This is a genomic window from Streptomyces graminofaciens (genome assembly GCF_030294945.1).
In the GTDB taxonomy this organism is placed as follows: Bacteria; Actinomycetota; Actinomycetes; order Streptomycetales; family Streptomycetaceae; genus Streptomyces; species Streptomyces graminofaciens.
The window spans coordinates 6,596,032-6,616,750 of the sequence record NZ_AP018448.1 but is presented as its reverse complement, the minus strand read 5'-3'; the positions used below and the strand labels follow the sequence as shown (position 1 = coordinate 6,616,750).

20 protein-coding genes and 1 tRNA gene are annotated in these 20,719 nt (G+C 70.0%); 10 read left to right on the top strand and 11 right to left on the bottom strand.

Annotated features, from left to right (window positions below; genetic code table 11):
* Positions 1-41: 41 nt before the first annotated feature.
* The 9 genes from SGFS_RS28530 to SGFS_RS28490 all read left to right on the top strand — a co-directional run bounded on the left by SGFS_RS28530 (position 42) and on the right by SGFS_RS28490 (position 11,183).
* Positions 42-428 carry an HGxxPAAW family protein gene (locus SGFS_RS28530; RefSeq protein WP_286254531.1) on the top strand — a complete coding sequence of 129 codons (387 nt, stop codon included), beginning with the start codon at positions 42-44 and terminating at the stop codon, positions 426-428.
* A gap of 73 nt (positions 429-501) precedes the next feature.
* Positions 502-1,383 carry a DUF2797 domain-containing protein gene (locus SGFS_RS28525; RefSeq protein ID WP_286254530.1) on the top strand — a complete coding sequence of 294 codons (882 nt, stop codon included), beginning with the start codon at positions 502-504 and terminating at the stop codon, positions 1,381-1,383.
* 109 nt (positions 1,384-1,492) lie between these two features.
* Positions 1,493-1,921 carry an antibiotic biosynthesis monooxygenase family protein gene (locus tag SGFS_RS28520; RefSeq protein ID WP_286254527.1) on the top strand — a complete coding sequence of 143 codons (429 nt, stop codon included), beginning with the start codon at positions 1,493-1,495 and terminating at the stop codon, positions 1,919-1,921.
* 287 nt (positions 1,922-2,208) lie between these two features.
* The gene (locus SGFS_RS28515; protein WP_286254525.1) at positions 2,209-2,949 is read left to right on the top strand and encodes a response regulator transcription factor; all 741 of its coding nucleotides are present in this window, start codon (positions 2,209-2,211) and stop codon (positions 2,947-2,949) included.
* Positions 2,946-4,652 carry a sensor histidine kinase gene (locus SGFS_RS28510; protein WP_286254523.1) on the top strand — a complete coding sequence of 569 codons (1,707 nt, stop codon included), beginning with the start codon at positions 2,946-2,948 and terminating at the stop codon, positions 4,650-4,652. Before SGFS_RS28515 ends, SGFS_RS28510 begins: the two co-directional genes overlap by 4 nt.
* Before the next feature lie 26 nt (positions 4,653-4,678).
* Entirely contained in the window at positions 4,679-6,325 is a 1,647-nt protein-coding gene (locus tag SGFS_RS28505) for a bifunctional glycosyltransferase family 2/GtrA family protein (protein ID WP_286254521.1), read from the top strand.
* Positions 6,322-8,595 carry an ArnT family glycosyltransferase gene (locus SGFS_RS28500; protein WP_286254519.1) on the top strand — a complete coding sequence of 758 codons (2,274 nt, stop codon included), beginning with the start codon at positions 6,322-6,324 and terminating at the stop codon, positions 8,593-8,595. The genes SGFS_RS28505 and SGFS_RS28500 overlap by 4 nt, the downstream gene beginning before the upstream one ends.
* Before the next feature lie 195 nt (positions 8,596-8,790).
* Entirely contained in the window at positions 8,791-10,275 is a 1,485-nt protein-coding gene (locus SGFS_RS28495; RefSeq protein ID WP_286254516.1) for an MFS transporter, read from the top strand.
* Positions 10,276-10,421: 146 nt separating this feature from the next.
* Positions 10,422-11,183 (top strand): TetR/AcrR family transcriptional regulator, encoded by a 762-nt coding sequence (locus SGFS_RS28490; RefSeq protein WP_286254514.1) that lies wholly within the window; start codon positions 10,422-10,424, stop codon positions 11,181-11,183.
* Between the two features lie 12 nt (positions 11,184-11,195).
* Here the strand turns inward: SGFS_RS28490 and SGFS_RS28485 are convergent, their stop codons facing one another.
* From SGFS_RS28485 to SGFS_RS28470, 4 genes are all read right to left on the bottom strand, one after another.
* Positions 11,196-11,669: a PPOX class F420-dependent oxidoreductase gene (locus tag SGFS_RS28485; RefSeq protein WP_286254512.1), complete on the bottom strand. Its 474-nt coding sequence runs from the start codon at positions 11,667-11,669 to the stop codon at positions 11,196-11,198.
* Positions 11,670-11,728: 59 nt separating this feature from the next.
* The gene (locus SGFS_RS28480; RefSeq protein ID WP_286254510.1) at positions 11,729-12,556 is read right to left on the bottom strand and encodes a YceI family protein; all 828 of its coding nucleotides are present in this window, start codon (positions 12,554-12,556) and stop codon (positions 11,729-11,731) included.
* A gap of 33 nt (positions 12,557-12,589) precedes the next feature.
* Positions 12,590-14,968: an MFS transporter gene (locus tag SGFS_RS28475; RefSeq protein WP_461852286.1), complete on the bottom strand. Its 2,379-nt coding sequence runs from the start codon at positions 14,966-14,968 to the stop codon at positions 12,590-12,592.
* 115 nt (positions 14,969-15,083) lie between these two features.
* Positions 15,084-15,623 carry a MarR family winged helix-turn-helix transcriptional regulator gene (locus tag SGFS_RS28470; protein ID WP_286254504.1) on the bottom strand — a complete coding sequence of 180 codons (540 nt, stop codon included), beginning with the start codon at positions 15,621-15,623 and terminating at the stop codon, positions 15,084-15,086.
* 182 nt (positions 15,624-15,805) lie between these two features.
* Here SGFS_RS28470 and SGFS_RS28465 point away from each other — a divergent pair, with 182 nt between their 5' ends.
* The gene (locus SGFS_RS28465) at positions 15,806-16,012 is read left to right on the top strand and encodes a hypothetical protein (protein WP_286254502.1); all 207 of its coding nucleotides are present in this window, start codon (positions 15,806-15,808) and stop codon (positions 16,010-16,012) included.
* A gap of 183 nt (positions 16,013-16,195) precedes the next feature.
* Here the strand turns inward: SGFS_RS28465 and SGFS_RS28460 are convergent, their stop codons facing one another.
* From SGFS_RS28460 to SGFS_RS28430, 7 genes are all read right to left on the bottom strand, one after another.
* On the bottom strand, positions 16,196-17,116 hold the full coding sequence (locus SGFS_RS28460) for an RNA polymerase sigma factor SigF (RefSeq protein ID WP_286254500.1): 921 nt from the start codon (positions 17,114-17,116) through the stop codon (positions 16,196-16,198).
* A 451-nt stretch (positions 17,117-17,567) separates the two neighbouring features.
* Complete coding sequence (locus tag SGFS_RS28455; protein WP_286260110.1) at positions 17,568-18,524, bottom strand: RNA polymerase sigma factor SigF; 957 nt, start codon at positions 18,522-18,524, stop codon at positions 17,568-17,570.
* 172 nt (positions 18,525-18,696) lie between these two features.
* Positions 18,697-18,990 (bottom strand): Dabb family protein, encoded by a 294-nt coding sequence (locus tag SGFS_RS28450; protein ID WP_286254498.1) that lies wholly within the window; start codon positions 18,988-18,990, stop codon positions 18,697-18,699.
* Positions 18,991-19,021: 31 nt separating this feature from the next.
* The gene (locus tag SGFS_RS28445; RefSeq protein ID WP_286254496.1) at positions 19,022-19,198 is read right to left on the bottom strand and encodes a hypothetical protein; all 177 of its coding nucleotides are present in this window, start codon (positions 19,196-19,198) and stop codon (positions 19,022-19,024) included.
* Between the two features lie 171 nt (positions 19,199-19,369).
* Positions 19,370-19,454, bottom strand: a tRNA-Ser gene (locus SGFS_RS28440).
* A gap of 67 nt (positions 19,455-19,521) precedes the next feature.
* On the bottom strand, positions 19,522-20,004 hold the full coding sequence (gene tadA, locus SGFS_RS28435; protein ID WP_286260108.1) for a tRNA adenosine(34) deaminase TadA: 483 nt from the start codon (positions 20,002-20,004) through the stop codon (positions 19,522-19,524).
* 132 nt (positions 20,005-20,136) lie between these two features.
* The gene (locus SGFS_RS28430) at positions 20,137-20,673 is read right to left on the bottom strand and encodes a tRNA adenosine deaminase-associated protein (RefSeq protein ID WP_286260107.1); all 537 of its coding nucleotides are present in this window, start codon (positions 20,671-20,673) and stop codon (positions 20,137-20,139) included.
* Positions 20,674-20,719 lie beyond the last annotated feature (46 nt).

The window sequence follows — 20,719 nt, the reverse complement described above, 5'->3', positions numbered from 1 at the left end:
GTTCTTGGAATTCTACGGAGCACGGGGAGGGGCGTAGCCGCATGGCTGGTCATCTGTATGACGAGGGGCACACCGTCGCGGGGTGGGTCGGGACCGGGATCGCCACCGTGGGGAGCGTGGTGGTGGGGCTGGGGGTGTGCGTGGTGAGTGGGCCCCTGGTGGGGGGCGGGCTCGCTGTCGTCGCCCTGAGTGCGCTGGTCACCTGGGCGCTGCACCTGCGCGGGTGGGGGAAGCCACCGGGGGCGCGGCCGCGTGCGGAGTGGGGGATGCGGGTGCGGGACAGCGGTGCTCGGGGCGGCCATCCCGGGTGTCTGGGGTGCCGGATGGCCGGGCGGGGGGCGAGGGCCGGCGTGGTTGTTGTGGGTGGTGAGGGGGCTGGGCGTGTGGCGGTCGGCTCCACGGAGGGGAGTCCCGGGGGCGTCGGCTGAGGGGGCGATCGCTCCGGCTGGCGTTTTTGCTGGTCACGGGCATTGTCAGTGGCGTCCTCTAATGTCGTTGGGGATGGCACGGGCGTGGAGATGTACGGGGCTGCGGTGGGTCGGCGCTGAGCCCCTGCTGGTCTGGGAAGGCGGGCGGAGGAGTCCTCTGCCACGGGGGAAGGAAGTCGCCTTTGGGGTGGTGAACGGGGGCGTCCGGACGTGTGTCGGGGCGCGGGGGAACGCGTGTCCGCTGCGGGCCGGGGTGTCGGGGCGGAGTACGGGAGCGCGGTGCGACGAGTGTGCTCGGCTGGACCGGGCGCATTCCGTGGCCGCCGACACCGTCGCCGATGATCCACGGCCGTACCACGTGTATCTGGCATGGTTCGGGCCCGGCATAGTGAAGGTCGGGATCACGGGGGTCGAGCGCGGGTCCGCGCGGCTGTTGGAGCAGGGGGCGGTCTGCTTCGGCTGGCTCGGGCGGGGGCCGTTGATGGCCGCGCGGCGCGCCGAGGAGGTGCTGCGGGCCGCGCTCAAGGTGCCGGACCGGATTCCGTACGCCGACAAGCGGGCCGTACGGGCCGAGCTGCCCGGGGTCGGCGAGCGGGCCGGAGAGCTGGAGGCCCTGCACGGGCGGGCCCTCGCGCTCGACGGGTGGCCGGAGTCTTTGGAGCCGGTGCCGTTCCGACCGGTCGACCACGCCGGGGTGTTCGGGCTCGACGGGTTGCCGGCCGTCGACGGGGTGGTGAGCGAGCTGGTCGCGGGCGGGGCCGTGGGCGGTGAGCTGCTCGCCGTCGCCGGGCCGGATCTGAATCTGGCCACCGGGCGAGGGGTCGTCGTGCTCGACACCCGGCTGATGACCGGGTGGGAGCTGACGGCGCCGGTGGATGGGGGCGCGCGGGACGTACTGACCGTGCCGGTGCGGGAGTTGAGGAGAGGTGGGGGCGTGCAGGGAGGGTTGTTCTGAGGGGCTTGCCCGGGTGGGCCGGGGGGCGATGGTAAAGACTTTGATCCCGTTTGGATCCCGTTCGGAAAGGTGGTGGACGTCGTCCGAGGACCAGGTCGAGAGTGGTGACATGAGTGACCAGCAGATAGCACCTGTTGCCCCTGTCGCGTCCGTCGCGCCTGCGGCCTCTTCCACGTCCGTCGTGTCTTCCGCGTCCGTCTTGCCTGTTCCCGCCTTTGAACCGCCCTACTACGTCACGGTCTTCACCTCCGTGCGGACCGAGGATCAGACCGGGTACGGCGAGACCTCCGAGCGGATGGAGGAGTTGGTGCGGAAGGTGCCGGGGTTCCTCGGGATGGACAGTGCGCGGACGCCCGGCGGGTTGGCCATCACCGTGGGGTACTTCCGGGACGGGGAGGCGCTGAAGGAGTGGCGGACCAATGCCGAGCACCGGGCGGCGCAGCAGCGGGGGCGGGCCGAGTGGTACGAGCGGTACACACTGCACATAGCCAAGGTCGAGCGGAGTCATGGTTTCGAGCGGGACGGGAGCCAGGGGTGAAGCGGGAGCCGGTGGGGTGATCACGGTCGTGGGCGCGAAGAATGACCGCGCTTGCATAAGGGCGGGGTCAAGCCGTGTTCGTACGGGGCTTCGGGGGTGATCGCGAAGCTGTGGGGCGTCGGTGAGTCTCCCTAAGGGACGCCGTGGGAAATCCCTGGTCGGCGGGGTTGCTGTCCGAGAAGTCAGGGATCTTCCCAGGGGTTCCCTGAGAGGAGCCTGTGCGTTTCTCAGAAAAATCACAGGTTCCAGAAAGGGTGTTCTCAGGGGACCCCGACATGGTGTTCAGCATGACCACGACCTCGCCCCAGGGGCGCACCGAACTGCTGAGGCCGGACGGGAGCCCCGTCCGAGTGCTTGTGGTGGACGACGAACTGTCGATCACCGAACTGCTCTCCATGGCTCTGCGCTATGAGGGATGGCAGATCCGGAGTGCGGGGGATGGCACGGGTGCCATCCAGACCGCGCGGGAGTTCCGGCCCGACGCCGTCGTTCTCGACATGATGCTTCCCGACATGGACGGGCTGACCGTTCTCGGGCGGCTGCGGCGGGAACTGCCGGAAGTGCCGGTGCTCTTCCTGACCGCGAAGGACGCCGTCGAGGACCGGATCGCCGGGCTCACCGCCGGTGGTGACGACTACGTCACCAAGCCGTTCAGCCTGGAGGAGGTCGTGGCGCGGCTGCGCGGGCTCATCCGCCGTTCCGGTGCCGCCGACCGCCGCTCGGACTCCGTGCTCGTCGTCGGCGACCTGATGCTCGACGAGGACAGCCACGAGGTGTCCCGCAGCGGGGAGAACATCCACCTCACCGCCACCGAGTTCGAACTGCTGCGCTTCCTGATGCGCAACCCGCGGCGTGTGCTCAGCAAGGCGCAGATCCTCGACCGCGTGTGGTCGTACGACTTCGGCGGGCAGGCCAACGTCGTCGAGCTGTACATCTCGTATCTGCGGCGGAAGATCGACGCCGGGCGTGAGCCGATGATCCACACCCGGCGCGGGGCCGGCTACCTGATCAAGCCCGCCGCGTCATGAGCGGGCGACGACGGACGCGTACGCCGAGGCGGTTGAGGCTGAGGCGAGGACGGCAGCCGCGGACGCTGCGTACGCGGCTCGTCGTCTCCGCGGTGGCGTTGATCGCGGTGGTGGCTTCCGTCATCGGGACGGTGACGACCTTCGCGCTGAGCGAGCATCTGTACGAGCAGTTGGCGGAGAAGGTCGACGACGTCGGCAAGCGCACCGACGGGCCCAAGGGGCCGTTGCCGGACGGCGTGCAGGCCGGGGCCCCGGGCGGCACCGGCACCACCACCACCCAGACGACGGACGAGAAGCTCCAGTTCGTCACGAGGGGCGGTTTGCTGGAGGGCACGATCGGTGCCGTCGTGGAGAACGGGACCATCGTCAAGGGCGTCGTCGGCGAGCTGGCGAACTCCACCACCACGGGGCTGCCGGACATGACGGCCGTCACGCTGAGCAAGGCGGATCTCGCCGCGCTCGCCAAGGTCTCGAAGGACGGCAAGGCGCACAAGGTCACCCTTCCCGACCTGGGCGACTACCTGGTCAAGTACGAGACCAACCGCGACGACGACACGTTCTACGTGGGCCTGCCCACCGTGTCCGTCACCAACACCCTCAACACCCTCATCGTCGTCGAGCTCAGCGTCACCGGTGCCGGGCTCGTCGCCGCCGGTATCGCCGGTTCCGTGCTGGTCGGGGTCGCCCTGCGGCCGTTGCGCAAGGTGGCGTCCACCGCGACGCGTGTCTCCGAGCTGCCGTTGCACACCGGTGAAGTCACCCTCAACGAGCGGGTGCCCGAGTCGGAGACCGATCCGCACACCGAGGTCGGGCAGGTCGGGGCCGCGCTCAACCGGATGCTCGACCACATCCACAGTGCCCTGCACTCGCGGCAGGAGAGCGAGACGCGCGTACGGCAGTTCGTGGCGGACGCCAGCCATGAGCTGCGGACACCGCTCGCTTCCATTCGTGGGTACGCCGAGCTGACCAGGCGGGGCAGAGAAGAGATAGGGCCCGACACCCGGCACGCGCTGGGGCGGATCGAGTCCGAGTCCAGCCGTATGACCATGCTCGTCGAGGATCTGCTGCTGCTCGCGCGGCTCGATGCCGGGCGGCCGTTGCAGTTCGAGCAGACCGACCTGATCCCGCTCGTCGTGGACACCGTCAGCGACGCGCGGGTGGCCGGGCGGAGCCACAACTGGCGGCTCGATCTGCCGGACATGCCCGCGCTGGTGTCGGCGGACGCCGCACGGCTTCAGCAGGTGCTGGTCAATCTGCTGGCGAACGCGCGTACGCACACACCACCCGGTACGACCGTCACCGCGCGCGTACAGCGGCGCGGGCCGTGGATGTGCGTGGACGTCGAGGACAACGGGCAGGGCATCCCGCAGGAGTTGCTCCCGCATGTGTTCGAGCGGTTCGCGCGAGGGGACTCCTCGCGGTCCAGGGCCTCCGGTTCGACCGGTCTCGGGCTCGCCATCGTGCAGGCCGTGGCGGCCGCGCACGGCGGTGCCGTGACCGTCGACAGCGTGCCCGGCAGGACCGTGTTCACCGTGCATCTGCCGGCCCTCGGCCGCGACATGCCCCTGCTCGACGACGCCGCCAACTGGCAGCTCGACGACGCGGAGTACGGCCTCGACCACGGCGCCGACCAGGCTGTAACCGACGCAACAAACTGGCAATCGGACTCACAGGCACAGCACAGCGTCACCACACGGGCATAACAGAGCCGTTCGCGAATCTCGGTGTCATGCGAACCGACTCTTCTCCCGGCAACCTGCCGGCGCGGGAGCACCTCCCGGCCGGAAACGCCGGTACGCCTGTCCTGGACGTAGTGATCCCCGTCTACAACGAGGAGAAGGACCTCCAGCCGTGCGTCCGCAGACTGCACGAGCACCTCGCGCGCACGTTCCCGTACGCGTTCCGCATCACGATCGCGGACAACGCGTCCACGGACACCACTCCTCAGGTGGCCGCGCGGCTGGAGGCGGAGATCCCCGAGGTCACCTCCTTCCGCCTGGAGCAGAAGGGGCGCGGGCGGGCGCTCAGGACGGTGTGGTCCGCGTCCGACGCGCCGGTCCTCGCCTATATGGACGTGGACCTGTCCACCGACCTGAACGCGCTGCTGCCGCTGGTGGCCCCGCTGATCTCCGGTCACTCGGACCTCGCGATCGGCTCGCGGCTCGCCCGCTCCTCCCGCGTGGTGCGCGGCCCGAAGCGGGAGTTCATCAGCCGCGCGTACAACCTGATCCTGCGCGGCTCGCTCCAGGCCCGCTTCTCGGACGCGCAGTGCGGGTTCAAGGCGATACGCCGGGACGTGGCCCAGGTGCTGCTGCCGCTCGTCGAGGACACCGGCTGGTTCTTCGACACCGAGATGCTGGTGCTCGCGGAGCGGGCCGGGCTGCGGATCCACGAGGTGCCGGTCGACTGGGTCGACGACCCGAACTCGACCGTCCACATCGTGAAGACCGCGACCGACGACCTCAAGGGTGTGTGGCGGGTCGGCAGGGCCCTCGCCACCGGATCGCTCGCGCTGGACCGGATCGCACGGCCGTTCGGGGACGACCCCCGCGACCGCGAGATCCAGGACGTACCGCGCGGCCTCGCCCGCCAGCTCCTCGGCTTCTGTGTCGTGGGCGGCCTCTCCACCCTCTTCTACCTGCTGCTCTACAGCGGCTTCCGGACGTTCTCGGGGTCGCAGATCGCCAACGCGCTCGCCCTGCTCGTCTCGGCGGTCGCCAACACGGCGGCCAACCGGCGCCTCACCTTCGGTGTCCGCGGCCGGGGCGGTGTCGTCAAGCACCAGGCGCAGGGCCTGGTGGTGTTCGGCATCGGCCTCGCCCTCACCAGCGGTTCGCTCGCCGCACTGAACGCGGCGACCTCGGCCCCCGCGCACTCCACGGAACTGGCGGTGCTCATCGCCGCCAACCTCGCGGCGACGGTGCTGCGGTTCCTGCTCTTCCGGGCGTGGGTCTTCCCGGACCGGCGTGACGGGGGCTCCTCGGAGGGCTCGACCGTCGTCGCCTCGCACCAGCCCGACCACGCCGCCTCACTCGTCCACGCGACCTCGGCGGCGGTACGCCCGGGGCAGCCCGGCCCGTACGGCCACCAGGACCGGTTCCAGCCGCTGGGCCGGCGCCCGGCGGCAGCCACGGACAACCGCGCCGAGTACGCCTCCGCGCCCCAAGCCCCGTACGCGACAACCCCGTACGCAACATCCCCGAACGGCTACACCCCCAACGGCCCCACCCCGAACGCCCCGTTCCCGTACGGCACATCCCCGTACACGACGACCCAGTTCCGCGCCGGAGATGCCGCGGACCGCACCTGGGGGGACGCGACCATGCAGATGCGGCCGGTGCGCCCGCACGATCAGGATTCGAGGAACGCACGATGACCACGCAGTTCGAGACGACGAGCCGGCCAGGGGGGCCGGGCCCCGACCTGGGGTCGCCCACGACGAGAACAGCCATGCCGGAACCGGTGGTTCCGGAAGCGCCCGAGGCGCCGACCGCGCCCGACTCCGGTGAGCCCAAGCAGCCCCTCGGGCGCAGGCTCTGGAGGGGTCGGCCGGAGGACAACCGCTGGGTGCGCCCCGGCTTCCTCCTCGCGCTGCTGCTGATCGGCGGCCTCTACACCTGGAACCTCACGGCATCCGGCTACGCCAACTCCTTCTACTCGGCGGCCGTGCAGGCGGGCAGCCAGTCCTGGAAGGCCTTCTTCTTCGGCTCGCTCGACTCGGCCAACGCCATCACCGTCGACAAGCCCCCGGCCTCGCTCTGGCCGATGGCGCTGTCGGTGCGGCTCTTCGGGCTCAACTCCTTCGCGATCCTGTTCCCGCAGGTGCTGATGGCGGTCGCCACCGCCGGGGTGCTGTGGGCGGCCGTACGCCGTCGCTTCAACGCCACGGCCGGCTTCATCACCATGGCGGTGTTCGCGCTCACGCCCGTCGCCGCGCTGATGTTCCGCTTCAACAACCCGGACGCCTCCCTCGCGCTGCTGATGGCCGCCGCGGTCTACTGCACGCTCCGCGCGATGGAGAAGGCGCAGACGAAGTGGCTGGTCTGGGCCGGTGTCGCCATCGGCCTCGCCTTCCTGGTCAAGACCCTGCAGGCGTTCCTGATCCTGCCGCCGCTGGCGATCGTGTACGTCGTCTTCGCGCCGGCCTCGGTGAAGAAGCGGGTCAGCCAGGTGCTGCTCGCCGGGCTCGCGATGGTCGTGGCCGGTGGCTGGTGGGTCGCGATCGTCGAGCTGTGGCCGGCGTCCTCCCGCCCGTACATCGGCGGCTCGCAGAACAACTCCTTCCTGGAGCTGACCTTCGGCTACAACGGCCTCGGCCGGATCAACGGCGAGGAGACCGGCAGCGTCGGCGGCGGTGGCGGCGGCAACGGCGGCGGTAACTGGGGCGAGACCGGTTGGGACCGGATGTTCAGCTCCTCGATCGGCGGCCAGATCTCCTGGCTGATCCCGGCCGCGCTGATCCTGCTGGGCGCCGCGATCTGGGCGACCCGCAAGCTGAAGCGCACGGACACCACCCGTGCGGCCTTCCTCCTCTGGGGCGGCTCCCTGCTGATCACCATGGTGATCTTCAGCTTTATGCAGGGCATCTTCCACGAGTACTACACCGTGGCCCTCGCCCCCTACATCGCTCCGCTGGTCGGTATGGGCGCGGCCCTGCTCTGGGACCAGCGCGCCAAGTTCTGGGCGTCGATCACGCTGGCGGCCGCGATGACGGCCACCGCGGTCTGGGGCTACGTCCTGCTCAACCGCTCCTCCGACTACCTGCCCTGGCTGAAGTGGGTCGTGCTGGTCGGTGGTCTGGTCGCCGCGCTCGGCCTGGTCTTCGTCGGCAAGCTCGGCAAGCAGCTGGCCATGGGCGTCGTCGGGCTGAGCATCGTGACCGCGCTCGCCGGTCCTACGGCGTACACGCTCACCACTCTCAACGAGGGGCACACCGGTTCGATCGTCACGGCTGGTCCGTCCGTCCAGGGCGGCCGGGGCGGCGGCCCCGGCGGCGGTGGCGGCGGTATGGGCGGCGGTCCTGGCGGTGGCGGTATGCCCGGCCAGCAGGGTCAGCAGAACGGCCAGAACCAGCAGGGCGGTCAGAACAGCCAGAACGGCCAGAACGGCAACGGCCAGATGGGCCAGCCCCCGACCGGCGGCTTCGGCGGCGGCCAGAACAACCAGCAGGGCCAGGGCCAGCAGAACCAGCAGCAGAACCAGCAGCAGGGCCAGGGCGGTGGCCAGACCCAGAACGGCGACGGCGGTCGTATGGGTGGCGGCGGCGGTGGCGGCATGGGCGGTCTGCTCAACGGCGCCTCCGTCAGCGACGAGGCCAAGGAACTGCTGGAGAAGAACGCCGGCGACTACACCTGGGCCGCCGCCGCGATCGGCGCCCAGAACGCGGCGAGCTACCAGCTCTCCACCGGCGAACCGGTCATGGCCATCGGCGGCTTCAACGGCACCGACCCGTCCCCGACCCTCGCGGAGTTCAAGAAGTACGTGGAGGAAGGCAAGATCCACTACTTCATCTCCAGCGGCTCCGGCGGCGGCATGGGCGGCAGCAGCAACGGCACCTCCTCGCAGATCAGCTCCTGGGTCCAGGAGAACTTCGAGACGGTGACGGTCGACGGCACGACGTTCTACGACCTGACGCAGGCGAAGTGACGCAGGCGAAGTGACGCAGGTGGCCCAGGGTCTGTCGCCCTAGCGACAGGCGCGGTTCGAGCGGGGCGGTGGCCCGGGGAGTGAGCACCCCGGGCCACCGCCCTTTCGTATGCGGAAGAGCGGAAGAAGAAGGCGCTCGTACGGCGCCGAATATCGCGTTGTACGCCGTATAGGAACTGTTCTACGGTGTAGAACATGCCGTCTCCCCTCGCTTCCCAAGGCCACCCCCAGCGCTGGCTGATCCTCGGTGTCATCTGTCTCGCGCAGCTGACCGTGCTGCTGGACAACACCGTGCTGAACGTGGCGATCCCCTCCCTCACCGAGGAGCTGGGCGCGGGCACGGCCGACATCCAGTGGATGATCAACGCGTACTCGCTCGTGCAGTCCGGCCTGCTACTCACCGCGGGCAGCGCGGCCGACCGCTACGGCCGCAAGAAGATGCTGATCGCGGGCCTCGCCCTGTTCGGCGTCGGTTCGCTGGTCGCCGGACTCGCCGACTCCACCGGGCAGTTGATCGCCGCGCGGGCCGGTATGGGGGTCGGCGGGGCGCTGCTGCTCACCACGACCCTCGCCGTGGCCATGCAGATCTTCACGCCCGAGGAGCAGCCGAAGGCGATCGGCATCTGGGCCGCGGTCAACGCGCTCGGCTTCGCCGCCGGGCCCCTCCTCGGCGGGTTCATGCTCGGCCACTTCTGGTGGGGGGCGATCTTCCTGATCAACCTGCCGGTCGCCGCGCTCGGTCTGGTGGCCGTCGTCGCCCTGGTCCCCGAGTCCAAGAACCCCCGGGGCGACCGGCCGGACCTGCTGGGCGCGCTGCTGTCGACCATCGGCATGGGCTCGCTGGTGTACGCGATCATCTCGGGCCCCGAGCACGGCTGGGCGTCCGGCCGGGTACTGGCCACGGCCGCCGTCGCCGTCGTGGTCCTCGGCGCCTTCGCGTACTGGGAGAGCCGGATTCCGTACCCCATGCTCGACCTGCACTTCTTCCGCGACCGGCGGTTCACGGGCGCGGTCGCCGGAGCGGTGCTCATCACCTTCGGCATGGGCGGAGCGCTGTTCCTGCTGACCCAGCATCTGCAGTTCGTGCTCGGCTACGACGCGTTGGAGGCGGGCCTGCGAACCGCGCCCCTCGCCCTGACCGTGGTCGTGCTCAACTTCTCCGGGCTGTCGGCGAAGTGGACCGGGAAGCTCGGGCTTCCGGTGTCGATCGCGGTAGGGATGGTGCTGATGTCCGGAGGGCTGGTGTCCATCGCGCTCGCCCCCGGCGGCTACGGGGGGACGCTGGCCGGGCTGGTGCTGATCGGCGTCGGCTGCGCGATCGCCAACCCCGCGATGGCGCACGCGATCATGAGTGCGATTCCGCCGGCCAAGGCGGGGGTCGGGGCCGGGATCAACGGCACGCTCGCGGAGTTCGGGAACGGGTTGGGCGTGGCGGTGCTGGGGGCTGTGCTGAACTCCCGGTTCGCGGCGGTGGTTTCCGTGGCGGCGGGTTCGTTGCCGGCTGCGCTGGCTTCGGCGGGGTCTTCTCAGGAGAGGGAGCGGATCACTGACGCGTTCTCCTCCGGGCTGGCGACGAGTCAGTTGGTGGGGGCCGTGGCTGTGCTGCTCGGGGGGTTGGTGGCGGCGGTTCTGCTGCACAGGGCGGAGAGGATCGAGACGGAGGCTGTCGTCGCCCACTAGCCAGGGGGGTGGTCAGGTGAGCGTGGGGGCGCAGCACGCCTAGGGCCCTTCTGATGGATCGCCGCTCCTTCTCCCACGGAGATCCATCAGAAGGGCCCTAGCATCGTCACCAGTGGGCGAACATCGTCGTGTCTTGGAAGGTACTCATGGTGAGGGCAGCCGGTCGGGCCGAAGGTGGGGTGCGGGCCAGTGTCTGGCTGGAGGGCCGGGCGCGGGCCGGGCGCGGGGGACAGCCGTCGGGGCTGGACCGGGAGCGGATCACGGAGACGGCCGTACGGCTGCTCGACGCGGAGGGGCTGGCCAAGTTCTCCATGCGGCGGCTGGCCGCCGAGCTGAAGGTGACCGCGATGTCGGTCTACTGGTACGTGGACACCAAGGACGACCTGCTGGAACTGGCCCTGGACCGGGCGTTCGGCGGAGTCCGGCTGCCCGCGCAGGACTCCGCCGAGGACTGGCGGGACCAACTGCGCACGCTCGCCGAGGAGTACCGGGCGGTGCTGGTCCGCCACCCCTGGGTGTCGCCGCTCGCGGGCACCTTCCTCAACATCGGCCCGCACTCCCTGGACTTCTCGCTGGCCGTGCAGCGCGTGATCCGCACCACCGGGCTGCCGGCGCACGGCCAGGCCGGGGCGATCGCGGCCGTCTTCCAGTTCGTGTACGGCTTCGGGACCATCGAGGGCCACTTCGTCCAGCGCTGCGCCGACGCGGGCATGACGCAGGAGGAGTACTTCCGCCACGCCATGACGGCGGTGACGGAGAACCCCGGACTGGGCGAACTCGTCCAGACGTCCGCCGACCTCATGGAGGCCCGCGGCGGCGACACGGTCGAGGAGATGCGCGAGCGGGACTTCACCTACGCCCTGGAGACCCTGATCGCGGGCATCGAGGTGATGGTCGCCAGGGGCTGACCGTACTGCGGCTCAGCCCTCGTCCTCCACAAGCCGGGCCGGGAAGCCGCCCGTCGCCACCGGTCCCCACTTCACCGGCGTGACCCGGATGATCGACTTGCCCTGCTTGACCATCGCCTCGCGGTACTCGTCCCAGTTCGGGTGTTCGCCGGAGATGTTGCGGAAGTACTCCACCAGCGGCTCGACGGAGTCCGGGGAGTCGATGACCTCCGCCGTGCCGTCGATCTGGACCCAGGGGCCGTTCCAGTCGTCGCTCAGCACGACGACGCTGACGCGCTCGTCGCGCTTGGCGTTCCGCGTCTTCGCGCGCTCGGGGTACGTGGAGACCACGATCCGCCCCGCGTCGTCGACACCGCAGGTCAGCGGCGAGGCCTGGGGGCTGCCGTCGGCCCGCCGGGTCAGGAGGAGGGCGCGATGCCGGGGGCGTACGAAGTCGAGCAGTTCGTCGAGCGAGACCGTGGTGTTCGTCGCGATGTACCTAGCCATGGGCGCAGCCTAGGCCCTCGTACGCCCGCCGAGCGTGACCCTGCCCGACCTTGTTGTGCCTATGCCTGGGGCAGGCTCTCGCCCTGGACCGCCTGGATGTCCAGCTCCACCTTCAGTGTCGTGCCGATCGCCGCGATCCCCGCCCGCACCACCTGGTTGTAGTTCATGGCGAAGTCCTCGCGGCGGAGTTCCGTCGTCGCGCGGAACGCGGCCCGCGTGCCGCCCCAGGGATCGGTCCCCGTGCCCAGGTACACGAGGTCCAGATCCACCGGCCGTACGACCCCGCGCAGGCTCAGTTCGCCGTGGACCCTCCAGCGGTCCTGGCCGGCCGGGGTCAGGCCCGTCGAGACGTAGGTGATCTCCGGGTGGCGCTCCACGTCCAGGAAGTCAGCCGACCGCAGGTGGTCGTCCCGCATGCCGTTGCCGGTGTCGACGGAGGCGGCCCGGATCACCGCCTCCACCCGCGACTTGGTGCCCTCGTCCGGGGTCGGCGCGATCTCGACCGAGGCCGAGAAGTCGGTGAAACGGCCGCGCACGCTGGAGATCCCCAGGTGCTGGGCCATCGCCGCGACGGAGGAGTGGGCCGGGTCGACGGTCCAGGGGCCGGGCGGCGGCAGCTCGGTCCCGCCCAGGCGGGCCAGGGTCACTGTCCCCACGTCCACCCGGCGGCTGGCTGTGACGAGGGCGCTGGAGGCCACCGGCGCATAGCCGACCGCCGTGACGATCACCGTGTACGCGCCGGGTGCGAGCGCCGTGGGATGGCGCACGCACCCCTCCGCGTCCGCCTCGGCCCGCAGCACCTGTGTGCCGGTGATGTCGGTCACCGTGACGACCGCGTGTGACACGGCCCAGCCGTCCCGGGTACGGATCCTCGCGGTCAGTCCCATCCGACCCAACTCCTCATCCGTCTCTCCGGACAACTACTCGCCGGGGTGGGCCAGTTCGATGTCGTGGCCGTCGACACCCGTACCGGTGACGGTCAGGGCGGTGGCCGCCGGCGGGTAACCGGTCGCGATGACCGAGTAGTCGCCGCCGTCCAGGTCGGTGAAGGCGTACGCCCCGTCGGCCCCTGTGGTCGCGGTGCCGACCACGTTGCCCGCCGCGTCGACGAGGGTGACGCGGGCGTCGCCCAGCGGCCCGCCCGGCGCCCGTACGACCCCCTGGAGCCGGGCCCCGGCCTCCAGGTCGACCTCGACACGGGTGACCCCGGCGCCGCCGATCTCGACGGGCAGGGCGCGCGGGCGGTACCCGGCGGCGTTCACGGCGACGGTGACGGCACCCGGGACCAGCTCGCCGAAGCCGAACTCGCCCTGCTCACCGCTCTTCCCGGTGGCCAGCACCTCCCCGCGCACATCGGTCACGACGACCATGGCGTCCTTGACGGGCAGTGCGGCTCCGGCGGCCCGTACGACACCGCTCAGGCCGCTCGTACCGCTGAGGAGGATGTCGTACGCGAGCGGCTCGGCGTTCACGACGATCGTGGAGGCCTGCGGCTGGAAGCCGTCGGCGGAGGCGATGAGGACGTACGACCCCGTGCCGGGCGCGTCCACCTCGTACGTCCCGTCGGGCTGTGCGACCGAGCGGTCGAGCTGGTTGCCGCCGAGGGAGATCAGGGTGACGGCGGCGCTGGGGACGGGGGCGTTCTCGGCGCCGCGTACGTGTCCCCGTACGGGGATGCCGGTGACGGGCGCGGGCGTCTGTTCCACGGCGACCGGAGCCGGAGCCACGGCCGGAGCCACCGCCGGAGCCACGGCCGGGGTCTCGGTGCCCGGCGTTCCGGCGGCCTCCGCCGCCTGGGCCATCGCTCCCTTCGTCCGCAGCGGGACCTCCTTGATGAAGAAGGAGAAGAGCAGGGCGAGGACGGCGACCGGCACGGAGTAGAAGAAGATGTCGGCGATGCCGTGGCCGTACGCGCTCTCCAGGACCGTCCGCAGCGGGGCGGGCAGGGAGTCCATGTCCGGGATGCTGTCGGAGGAACCGGACAGGCCGGCGGCGTACTTGGGGTCGAGGCCGGTGAGGCCGTCCTTGACGTACTCCGTGATCCGGTGGGTGAGGACCGCGCCGAGGGCCGAGATGCCGATGGTGGAGCCGAGCGAGCGGAAGAAGTTGACCGTGGAGCTGGCGGCGCCGAGGTCGGTCGGGTCCACCTGGTTCTGGGTGCACAGGACCAGGTTCTGCATCATCATGCCGACGCCCAGACCGAGCAGCGCCATGAAGATCGCGACCCGCCAGTACGGGGTGTCGTACCGGATCGTGCCCAGGAGCCCAAGGCCGGCCGTCAGCAGCACGCCACCGGCCAGGAGCCAGGCCTTCCACTTCCCCGTCCGGGAGATGAACTGACCGGAGACGGTCGAGGCGACGGCGAGGCCGCCGATCATCGGGATGGTCATGACGCCGGACATGGTCGGCGACTCGTCGCGGGCCAGCTGGAAGTACTGGCTGAAGAAGATGACACCCGCGTACATCGCGGTGCCCACGAACAGCGCGGCGACGGAGGCGAGGGTGATGGTCCGGTTGCGGAACAGGCGCAGCGGGATGATCGGCTGGCTGGCCCTCGTCTCGACCAGGCAGAAGAGCGCGAACAGCGCGATCGTGCCGCCGACCATCGTGTACGTCTGCCAGGACAGCCAGTCGTACTTGTCGCCGGCGAAGGTCACCCAGATCAGCAGCAGGCAGACCCCGGCGGTGATGAGGAAGGCGCCGGCCCAGTCGACCTTGACCTCTCGCTTGATCACCGGGAGGTTCAGGGTCTTCTGGAGCACGATCAGGGCGAGGACGGCGAAGGGCACGCCGACGTAGAAGCACCAGCGCCAGCCGAGCCAGCTGGTGTCGGTGATGACACCGCCGATCAGCGGGCCGCCGACCATCGCGGTCGCGAAGGTGGCGCCGAGGTAGCCGCTGTACCGGCCACGTTCGCGCGGGGAGATCATCGCGGCCATGATGATCTGCGCGAGGGCCGTCAGGCCACCCATGCCGATGCCTTGCACGGCGCGGAACGCGATGAGCATGCCCGTGTTCTGCGACAGACCGGCGGCCGCCGAGCCCGCCACGAAGACGACGAGCGCCAGCTGCACGAGCAGCTTCTTGGAGAGCAGGTCGGCGAGCTTGCCCCAGAGGGGGGTGGACGCCGTCATCGTCAGCAGCGAGGCCGTGACGACCCAGGTGTAGGCGCTCTGGCCGCCGCCGAGGTCGTTGATGATGTCCGGCAGGGCGTTCGAGACGATCGTGGACGACAGGATCGCCACGAACATGCCGAGCAGCAGGCCGGTCAGGGCCTCCATGATCTGCCGGTGCGTCATCGGGGCGTGGTCGCCGCCGCCGGCGCCTTTGGCGGCGTCTCCTCCGTGCTTGGCGTGAGCAGCCCGCACACCGGCTGGTGTGGTCGTTGCCATGGTCTTCCTTTTCTTCTCTGTCCTATGCGGGTGTACGGGTGGGGGTGGTGTCGGTGGTTCTGGCAATGCCGGTGGTGCCTGTGGTTCCGGTGGTGCTTGTCGTGTCCTCGGAGTACGGGGCTCGTGGGTCCGCCCGGCAGTCGTCGAAGCTCTCGCGCAGCCGGGCCAGGAGGCGGGCGAGTTCCGCGACCTCCTCGGCGGGCCAGTCGTTCAGCCGGTCGGTCATCATCCGGGTGCTGCGGCGGTGGAGCTCGTCGACCATGGCCAGGCCCGTGGGGGTCAGGCGCAGGATGCGGGAGCGTTTGTCCGCCGGGTCGGGGAGGCGGTCGATCCAGCCCCGGTCGGCCACATGGGCGACATGGCGGCTGGTCACCGACATGTCCACCGCGAGCAGTTCGGCGAGCCTGCTCATACGCATCTCGCCGTGCCGGGCGAGGAGGGACAGGACGCCTGCGGAGGCGCCCGCGCACTCGGGGGGAAGGCTCCGGGTGAGTTCCCGGCGTACGGCTCCTACGGCGCTGAGCTGGCGGGCCAGTTCCCCGTAGTACGTCTGCTCCGCCATGCCTGTGGCCCGCCTCCCTCTTTGTTGCTTAGGGCAACCATAAGACCATAGAGGTGATTGGTTGCTACAGGCAAACTAATTCGGGCGTTCATGGCTCAAGTCTTGGCAAAGGAGGAGTGTGGGGCGGGGCTGTGGACAACCCCGCTTGGTACTGAAACCCGCATTCGCTAGGGTCTCGGGCCATGGCTAACAACCAGGGCCCCCAGGGCAACCAGGGCAACTACGACCCCGCGGGCAGCACTCAGATGTTCCGTGCCTTCGTCGATGAGAGCCCGCAGGCGGCTCGGCCGACGGCGGCGGCCTCCGGAGGGCCCCGTGTAGGCGTGATCATCGGCGTGGTCGTCGCGGTGGCGATCGTCGCGGCGGTGGCTTGGCTGGCGCTGAAGTAGGCGAACCCGCTGCGCCGGAGAGCTCGGGTGGGTGGGGCTGTCCGGCGGGCGCGGAAACTGCGTGACCAGCCCCACCGGCCCGCAGATGGGCCGGGGCGGCGGGGGCGGCAGGGGCGAGGAAACGCCCGACCGCCGGCGCGCACGTTCGTCAACGGCACCCGGCGGTCACACGTGATCGTTGGATCAGTCGGAGATGAGCCCCTCCCGCAGCTGCGCCAGCGTGCGGGTCAGGAGGCGGGAGACGTGCATCTGGGAGATGCCGACCTCCTCACCGATCTGCGACTGCGTCATGTTCGCGAAGAAGCGGAGCATGATGATCCGGCGCTCGCGGGGCGGCAGCTTGGCCAGCAGCGGCTTCAGCGACTCGCGGTACTCGACACCCTCCAGTGCCGTGTCCTCGTAGCCGAGGCGATCCGCCAGCGAGCCCTCGCCGCCGTCGTCCTCGGGAGCGGGAGAGTCCAGCGACGAGGCCGTGTAGGCGTTGCCCACGGCCAGGCCGTCGACGACGTCCTCCTCCGACACGCCCAGTACGGCGGCGAGTTCGGTGACCGTCGGGGAGCGGTCCAGCTTCTGGGACAGCTCGTCGCTGGCCTTGGTGAGGGCGAGGCGCAGCTCCTGGAGGCGGCGCGGGACCCGGACCGACCATGACGTGTCGCGGAAGAACCGCTTGATCTCGCCCACGACCGTCGGCATCGCGAACGTCGGGAACTCCACGCCCCGTTCGCAGTCGAAGCGGTCGATCGCCTTGATCAGGCCGATCGTGCCGACTTGGACGATGTCCTCCATCGGCTCGTTCCGTGACCGGAAACGAGCGGCTGCGTAGCGCACCAGCGGGAGGTTGAGCTCGATGAGGGTGTCCCGGACGTAGGCACGTTCGGGGCTGTTCTCGTCGAGCGCGGCCAGCCGCAGGAAGAGGGAGCGGGACAGGGTGCGGGTGTCGATGTTCCCCGACACCGGCAAGGCCGGGATCTCAGCGGCCGGAGGAGCCTCGGGACCGGGCAGGTCCGGAAGTTCCTGAATGTCCTGAGGGGCCTGGAGAGCGTCGGGCGCGATCTCGCCCTTGGCGAGCGTGAGCACCTTCGAGCTGCCCTGGTCTGCGGACATGCCACCCCCTTTGGGTCGCGGACGGTCGCGGCGGACGCTCCGTCGTAAGGAACGCAGCCTCCACCTGAATACCGGCGGCGAGGCCACGGCAAACGCGCTTCCGGAAGAATGTCACACGTCGGCAACGCGATGTAGTGACATGTCGACATGGCAGGGGTGAATCGGCCCTGGAAACAGACGGTCTGACGTCGTTTCGGCAGAGAACTGTCGGAAAGAGGCGTGGTAACCGATTCGCCCTCGCAGGTGATACCTCGACAGCGCATTCGTTTACGGCCATGGCCTGGGCACGCGCACCGCTGGCCGATTCTGTGCGCCCCGCCTGCCTTTGTGCGCCCCGTGTGCCCCATGGTCCATCAGCGACTCTGCGGGAGTTCGCCAGTTACCGACGGTCACGCCCGCGGGAACCCCGCCGAGGCGGATGAAGCCGGCTGTGCCGGGCGGCCGAAGTCGCCTACGCCTCGATGCGGTTGGCCGAGCGCAGCCGGGCGAAGCTGCGGGCGAGCAGCCGGGAGACGTGCATCTGGGAGACGCCGAGCTCGGCGCTGATCTGGGACTGCGTCAGATTGCTGTAGTAGCGCAGCAGAAGGATGCGCTGCTCGCGTTCGGGAAGCTGGACGAGGAGGTGCCGCACGAGGTCGCGGTGTTCGACGCCGTCGAGCTCGGGGTCCTCGTAGCCGAGCCGGTCGAGCAGCCCCGGCAGTCCGTCGCCCTCCTGGGCGGCCTCCAGCGAGGTCGCGTGGTACGAGCGTCCGGCCTCGATGCAGGAGAGGACCTCGTCCTCGCCGATGCGCAGCCGCTCGGCGATCTCGGCGGTGGAGGGTGCGCGCCCGAACGCGGTGGTGAGGTCCTCGGTCGCGGTGTTCACCTGCACCCACAGCTCGTGCAGTCGGCGCGGGACATGGACCGTACGGACGTTGTCGCGGAAGTAGCGCTTGATCTCGCCGATGACGGTCGGCATCGCGAAGGTCGGGAACTGCACGCCCCGGTCGGGGTCGAAGCGGTCGATGGCGTTGATCAGCCCGATGGTCCCGACCTGGACCACGTCCTCCATGGGCTCGTTGCGGGAGCGGAAGCGGGCGGCCGCGTAGCGCACGAGCGGGAGGTTCGCCTCGATGAGCGCTCCACGTACGCGGTTGTGCTCGGGGGAGCCCGGCTGCAGCACCTTGAGCTGTCCGAAGAGCACCTGGGTGAGGGCCCGGGTGTCGGCGCCTCGACTGCGCGGAGGCGCGGGCTCCTCGACCGGCGCTTCCTGTGCCGGCGCTTCCTGGAGCGGGGCTTCCTGGAGCGGCGCTTCCTGGAGCGGGGGCGTGGTCTCTTGGGGTGGGACTTCCTGGGGTGGGACTTCCTGGGGTGGAGCTTCCTGGGGTGGTGCTTGAGGCGCAGTACTGGCCGGCACGGTCAACTCCACCTCGTGATCCGTCAACTCAATCAACTCATCCGTCAAAAGCGGTCATAGCATCACAAGACATGTGTACTGTTTGCAAGCACCGCATAACGCCGTGTTGAACCAAGAGTTGGGGTAGAAGGCGCAAAAAACCCCGCACCGCTCGGGTGCGGGGTCGGCCGTGCAGCCGTACGGCTCAGAACTCGTAGTCGGCGATCACCCACGTGGCGAACTCGCGCCACAGTGCGACGCCCGCCTGGTGCGCGGGGTGCTCGACGTACGTCTTGAGCGCGGCCTCGTCCTCGAACGCGGAGTTGATGGCGTAGTCGTACGCGATGGGCCGGTCGCTGATGTTCCAGCCCAGCTCCCAGTGGCGCAGTTCGGGGATCTTGCCTTCGAGGGCGCGGAAGGCGGCCGCGCCCGCCACGACACGGGGGTCGTCGCGCTGGACGCCCTCGTTGAGCTTGAAGAGGACGAGATGGCGGATCATGGGCGCTCCCGGGCGGTGCGGCGGTACGGGGTCAGTCGCCGCCGTTGGCGATCCAGGTCATGAAGTCGCCGATGGACGAGGCGGCGTTCGAGATGCCCTCGAACCCTATCTGGACATAGTCCGCGGCCTTGGCCGGATCGGTGATGATCACGTAGAGCGCGAAGATCACGAGCACGAACACCGCGATCTTCTTTCCCTGCACCGCCACCGCGGCCTCCCCCGTCACATGCGTCCCAATTTCCGGCGGTGAGTGTAACCCGGCCATGTGTTCGCAGGAATGGGGCAAGATCGCGGCACGGGCGGCACGGGCGGCAAGCACGACCCGACGGCGACTACGGCAGCACGAAGGGCCCCGTCTTGCGACGGGGCCCTTCTTCGGCGGTAGCGGAGGGATTTGAACCCTCGGTGACTTGCGCCACACTCGCTTTCGAGGCGAGCTCCTTCGGCCGCTCGGACACGCTACCGAGGGAGACCTTACAGCAAGGTGGGGCGTGGTTTGAAATCCGTATTCGGCGCCGCCGCCAGAGGTCCTCAGCGAGTGCGGAAGAAGTCCGTGAGGAGCCCGGCGCACTCCTCCGCGAGGACGCCTTCCACCACCTCGGGGCGGTGGTTGAGCCGCCGATCGCGTACGACGTCCCAGAGGGAGCCGGTGGCGCCGGCCTTCTCGTCGCGGGCGCCGTAGACGACCCGGTCGACCCGGGACTGCACGAGGGCGCCCGCGCACATCGTGCAGGGTTCCAGGGTGACGACGAGTGTGCAGCCGGTCAGCCGCCACTCTCCCACCCGTCTCCCGCCACCATCCTTGCCGGAGGCGCTTCGCGCCGCTGCATTCAATGCCGCCGCCGCGCGACGGACCGCCAGCACCTCGGCGTGGGCGGTCGGATCGCCCGTCGCCTCGCGCTCGTTGTGGCCGGTGGCGAGGACGGTCGTGCCGTCCGGCGCGAGGACGACGGCACCCACGGGCACGTCCCCGCCCTCGGCGGCCCGCCCGGCCTCGTCCAGGGCGAGCCGCATCGCGGCCCGCCAGCGGTCGCGTACGGGGTCGGGGCCCGGTGCCCGGGGGTCCGGTGCCCCTGCGCCGGTCGAGTCTGCCGACACGTTCGGGCCGGGCGTGTCGTCGGCTTCGGTCGCTTCGGTCACCGTGGCCTAACGGACCGTTTCCAGGACCTCCGAAGCTCCCAGGGCCTCGGCGATCGTGCCGAGTGCGTCGTCGGCGTCCAGAGCGCGCAGCTCCTTCTCGCTGACGCCGAGGTCGTCGAGGATCTCGGTGTCACCGACCGGGCTGTGCGGTACGGCGTCGGCGGCGGCGGAGCTGTCGTCCTCGTCGCCGTCGGACTCGGACTCACCGTCCTCCGTTCCGTCGAGGTCCAGGGAGTCCAGGTCGGGGATGTCGTCACCGGGCTCCCTTCCGAGCAGTTCGTCGGTGAGCAGGATCTCGCCGTAGCTGCTGCGGGCAGCGGCGGCGGCGTCCGAGACGTAGATACGAGGGTCGTCCTCGCCGTCGATCCGGACGACGCCGAACCAGGCGTCCTCCTGCTCGATGAGCACCAGCACCGTGTCGTCCTCGGGCGAGGCTTCACGGGCCAGTTCGGCCAGATCCGACAGGGTTTCCACATCGTCGAGCTCTGTGTCGCTCGCTTCCCACCCGTCTTCGGTGCGCGCGAGCAGTGCGGCGAAGTACACCGTGACTCTCCCACTGGTCATAGGCGTGCCGGTTGGGGGTCCCCCC